Source organism: Psychromonas arctica, assembly GCF_036697365.1.
Classification (GTDB): Bacteria; Pseudomonadota; Gammaproteobacteria; order Enterobacterales; family Psychromonadaceae; genus Psychromonas; species Psychromonas arctica_A.
Genome location: NZ_JBAHZA010000031.1, coordinates 1 through 5,101, shown reverse-complemented (window position 1 = coordinate 5,101; position 5,101 = coordinate 1). Strand labels below are relative to the sequence as shown.

Sequence of the window (5,101 nt, the reverse complement as noted above, 5' to 3'; positions counted from 1 at the left end):
GCAGGCTGAAGCCAGCGCCCCAAAAAGATGTGTCGTAGCTTTCATTGATATCGATAAAAAGCCAGAAGGTGTTTCGTATGAGTCATAGTTAAACGCGAAGTTAATAGCGGCAGCTATCAAGCGCCCCTTAAAAGATGTGTCGTCATTTCCATTGATATCGATAAAACCAAAACAAGCAGGCTAAAAAAGGAATCGCAGAGCTCTTCCGCTCATAATACTAGGCTGTCACCTAATTCGCCCAGCGCCTCGGAAAAATGTGTCGTAACTTTCATTAATCACCATAAAACCAAAGCCTTATAATCCTTCATAAACCTTAATAGCTTCTTGTAGATTATCGTAAAATATCATTTCACCTTGATGTAAGATGATTGCACTATCGCAGAACTCTTCTATCTCTTTTATATCGTGGCTGACCATAATCACATTGGCGGTTTTGCGTTTATCTAACAACGCTTGGCGGGCTTTTTTACGAAATTTTTGATCGCCTACAGAAGTAGCTTCATCGATAAGATACACTTCAAAGTCAATGGCAATACAACAACCAAAAGCTAAACGAGAACGCATCCCGCTTGAATAACTTTTCACAGGCAAATCATACTTAATACCTAATTCGGCGAACTGCTTTACCTTCTCTTCATACTCATCAAGATTCTCAACGCCATTCACTCGACCAATAAAGCGTGTATTTTCACGCCCGGTCATTTGAGGATGTATACCAGACGCTAAAGCGACCGGCCATGAGATAGCTTTATCAGTTACCACTTTACCTTTATTAGGATACTCACTGCCCGCTAGAATCCTAAACAAGGTTGATTTACCCGCACCATTCGATCCTAAAATACCGATGTTATGCCCATCAGGAATAGTAAAATTGATATCCTTGAAGATATATTGAGGGCCTAAATCAGAAGGATAATACTTAGTGAGGTTTTGTAATGTAATCATAGGTTGGCATAAAACTTTGTTAAAAAGTGGACGGTTAGCTTATCGTTATTAGCAAACAGGAGCAAGATAACGATAAACAAAACATCAGCACATTGTTAACAATGACACGCTTTTAAGCGCGTCATATTAACTCACAAAGCTATCGTTCAAAAACGAATTTAGACACATTTTCTTGCAGTTTTTTAGCAATAGTAATTTGCGAAATAGCCTCATGCTTAGCAGACTCCGCTTGACTGTTTGTTTCATTGGCTAACATCGCAATCTTGTTAATATTCTTATCTAATTCAGTCACAGTTACCGCTTGCTCTTCAGTTGCAGTAGAGATCAAGTAACTTAAATCTTGTACTTCAGACATTTTGCTTTCAAAACTCGCAATAATCTCATCGGCTAATTTAGCTTGTTTAAGACTCTCATTCACCAAACCTTCGCTCTTAGTGGTCGCTTCAACCGTTAACTTAGAATCTAATGTCATTGCTGATATTTTTTGTTGAATCTCTAACGTCGACACTTGAGTACGAGTCGCTAATGTCCGGACCTCATCGGCGACCACTGAGAAACCTCTCCCCTGATCACCCGCTCGCGCAGCTTCAATCGCCGCATTCAAAGCTAACAAATTGGTCTGGTCTGCAATTTCAGTAATGGTATCGACAATATCCTCAATACTTTTAACGCCATTGTGTAAATCATTAATCGCCGATAAAGTCACTTTAGTCTGTGAAGCGACTTGCTCAATACTCTTATGATTATCTAATACACGTTGACGACCACTCTTAGATAACTCAACTGCATTAACAACTGCTTCATGGGTTTTTTCTGTGTGTTGAGCCACTTCATTAGCCGTAGAGCTCATCTCCACTAGCGCAGTCGCGACCATATTAAGTTCATCTTTTTGCTGATTAACGATTTCTAACGTTCCTGTTGAACTATCAACAACAGAATCAACAGACGCCTCCACTTGTTTAGAAGAATCTTCAATATTCAACACCGTTTGTTTCAAGTTGTTAATTACTTTGCTCAAGTAGTTATTCAACTGTCCAAATTCATCATTAGATTCAGAAGGTGGAATATTGCGCAACACGCCTTTAGATAAAGCGTCTAACTCTCCCATAAATTGTTTTATCGCATTACGTATTAAGCGTGTCATCGTCACAGACAACACCACGATGCCCAACAAAATAAACACACCAACAATAATACTAAAATCGTTTTGGCTTTGCGTGCTGCTGTTTATCTCACTCGCTAATTTACGGTTTTGAGCAAAAGACTTATCTAATAACAAACCTGTTAACGTACTGGCATTATTTGTTTCTGCCTGCAGCGTCGCAAAATCAGCTTGCTGCTGTTTAATCAGTGCAAGTCGTTGCTCTTGAATCGCTAATAATCCTGTATCGCCTTCAATAGCATCTAACAACGACAATGTTAATTCAGATAGCTGACGCACAAAGCTTTGATAAAAAGCATCGTTTGACGCAAAAATAAGAGAAGGTAAAAGTGTTGAATGTTGATTCTGCCAGTTAACAAACTGAGCACGACTAACGTTTAAATCTTCTAGTGACGTTGCATTGGCCGTTTTTTCAATGATGAGCATCCCCGCAATCACCGAACCGTTAACTTCATTAACAATAGAAATGGTCGCTTCATCTTCAAGTTCAATTAAAGTATCAGATAACAGCGGCGCAATTTTCTCTAACAATGTATCTAACGTCATCGTTATTTCATGCGCTTTCTCAACGGCATCAACGACTTTGGCTTGTTTATCAATGAGCAAAGTTGATTGAACATCAACTGTCTGCATATTGTGGTTAAGTTGCAACAAAGTATCGTCAACGATACCAGAAAACTCACTGCTCAATTGCAGCTCATCAAACTCTTTAAGTGTTGTTGCAATCAACTGATTATTTGCACTTAACTGACTTGCAGTCTCTTTATATTCATTAGGCGTATGGCTAGATAATAACTTTAAGATCAATGGTTCAGTGGCATTCACTAATTCATTAGTCTTAGAGGAGTAGCTAATAACAGGTGCAGATTCGTTATTAATCAGAGTTAAACCTGCAATAACTTGCTTACCATTAATAAAGCTAAACAGCACCATACCAATAAAAAGCACACCAATTAATGTGAAGCTTAAAATGATCTTAGTGGAGAGGTTAATATTAAAAATTTTCATAAATCCGTTTCACCTGCTAGTAGTATCCATTTCCATTATAGACACTTTTTAATGATACTATTGGACTACATTTTTTATGTTTTGTAAATTCAAACATCATAAAACTATAACCAATTGATTAGTATGTGTAATCTTGGGTATTATACTAAAACACTAAATAATAAGCTGTGAATAAGCACACATTGCACTATTTTTAAGCTTTGAATTTATAATAGCAGTGCTATTATTTTGTTAATTAAACAAGTTCTTTACCTTAATTTGTGCATCACATTTCCAGGATGGAAACATAATGAAAAAAGCCTATACCTTTATACTTAGTCTGTTAACTCTAGGGTTCAGCACCAATGTATTATCAGTCGATCTAAATATCGCGACAGTAAATAACGCGCATATGATGGAGATGAAAGCACTTACTCCGGAGTTTGAAAAGGATAACCCAGACATCAAACTAAAATGGCATATCTACAATGAAGGTAGCTTACGCATGCGTGCGATTGCTGATATCGCTTCTGCAGGTGGTCATTATGACGTAGTGACAATTGGCTTATATGAAACACCAATTTGGGCACAACGTAACTGGTTAATCCCGCTTGAACCAGAAGCTAGCTACGATGAAAACGATCTGTTACCAGCCATCAAATCTGGCTTATCATATAAAGGTGAACTTTACGCAGCCCCATTCTACGGCGAAAGCTCAATGTTGATGTATCGTAAAGACATCCTACAAAAAGCAAATATTGAATTTAAAAGTAGACCAAATTGGACTGACATTGAAAAAGCCGCAAAAGCGGTGCACGATCCTGACAACGAAGTTTATGGGATCTGTTTACGCGGCAAACCAGGCTGGGGCGATAATATGGCCTTAGTTTCAACTATCGCCAATAGTTTTGGTGGACGTTGGTTTGACATGAATTGGCAACCAGAAGTGAATAGCTCAGCATGGAACAGAGCAGTGAGCTTCTATGTAGATTTACTAAATAACTACGGGCCACCGAACCCAGACCAAAACAGCTTCACTGAAATACTATCATTATCTCGCGATGGTAAATGTGCCATGTGGGTAGATGCATCCATTGCAGCTTCATTTTTAATGGATGAAAAACAAAGTAAATACTCTGAATTATGGTCTTATACTGAAGCGCCTTATCAAGTGACTACTCGTGGAGCGAGTTGGTTATGGTCTTGGTCATTAGCCATTCCTAAAGCATCAAACAACGTAGACGCAGCGAAAAAGTTTATTAGTTGGGCAACCTCTAAGCAATACATCAAGAAAGTTGCAGATAAAAACGGATGGGCAAATATCCCTACCGGAACCCGCTCTTCAACTTACAGCAACTCAGATTATATTAACGCTGTTGGTGATTTTGCTAAAGCCGAACTAGCCGCACTAAACGGTATCGATCCAGAAAATAACACTTTCTACCCATCACCTTACTCAAGTGTACAATTTGTGCCTATCCCAGAGTTTGTATCGATAGCAGGTTTCGCAGGTCAGAAGATCACCGAAGCATTACAAGGCAAAATAAGCGTAGAGCAAGCTTTAGACAGCAGTCAAAAAATTGCCACCCGTGAAATGCGTCGAGCCGGCTACTAACCACCAGCCAACAATCGGAAAGCATGGCGTCAAATACAACGTCATGCTTTTCACACAACCAAAGTAAAAGAAGCAGCGCAGCTATCAAGCAAAGCTTGATTTCGGGCCGCTGGGCGAATTAACCGACAGGTTAGTCTTATGAGCGGGTAAGCTCTGCGCACCCTTTTTTCAGCTTGCCAGTATGCGAGTCATCGCATACAACGATTAACCACCATGAGCAAAGCGAACCAACATGCATTTCACAACATAAAACATTAAAATCAAAACAAGCAGGCTAAAGCCAGCAGATTTTTTGTGTTGGTTTTTAGGTTTTTTCTATCTTTTCAATTACAAAGTAATAACCCCAAATTCAACACACAAAATAAAACACTGCAGGCTGAAGCCAGCGCCCC

At 39.1% G+C, this 5,101-nt stretch carries 3 protein-coding genes; 1 reads left to right on the top strand and 2 read right to left on the bottom strand.

All coding sequences use genetic code 11. The features are described 5' to 3' along the window. Window positions 1-294: 294 nt before the first annotated feature. Together V5290_RS17085 and V5290_RS17080 are read right to left on the bottom strand one after the other, a co-directional pair. On the bottom strand, window positions 295-945 hold the full coding sequence (locus tag V5290_RS17085) for an ABC transporter ATP-binding protein (protein ID WP_333388658.1): 651 nt from the start codon (window positions 943-945) through the stop codon (window positions 295-297). A 139-nt stretch (window positions 946-1,084) separates the two neighbouring features. Next, window positions 1,085-3,115 carry a methyl-accepting chemotaxis protein gene (locus tag V5290_RS17080; RefSeq protein WP_333388656.1) on the bottom strand — a complete coding sequence of 677 codons (2,031 nt, stop codon included), beginning with the start codon at window positions 3,113-3,115 and terminating at the stop codon, window positions 1,085-1,087. A gap of 289 nt (window positions 3,116-3,404) precedes the next feature. On the opposite strand from V5290_RS17080, the gene V5290_RS17075 reads away from it, so the two are divergent. Then, window positions 3,405-4,709 carry a sugar ABC transporter substrate-binding protein gene (locus tag V5290_RS17075; RefSeq protein WP_333388653.1) on the top strand — a complete coding sequence of 435 codons (1,305 nt, stop codon included), beginning with the start codon at window positions 3,405-3,407 and terminating at the stop codon, window positions 4,707-4,709. Window positions 4,710-5,101: the final 392 nt, after the last annotated feature.

Coding starts and splice junctions, on each gene's coding strand:
- V5290_RS17075 (WP_333388653.1), top strand. CDS start 3,405: ATGAAAAAAGCCTATACCTTTATACTTAGTCTGTTAACTCTAGGGTTC.
- V5290_RS17080 (WP_333388656.1), bottom strand. CDS start 3,115: ATGAAAATTTTTAATATTAACCTCTCCACTAAGATCATTTTAAGCTTC.
- V5290_RS17085 (WP_333388658.1), bottom strand. CDS start 945: ATGATTACATTACAAAACCTCACTAAGTATTATCCTTCTGATTTAGGC.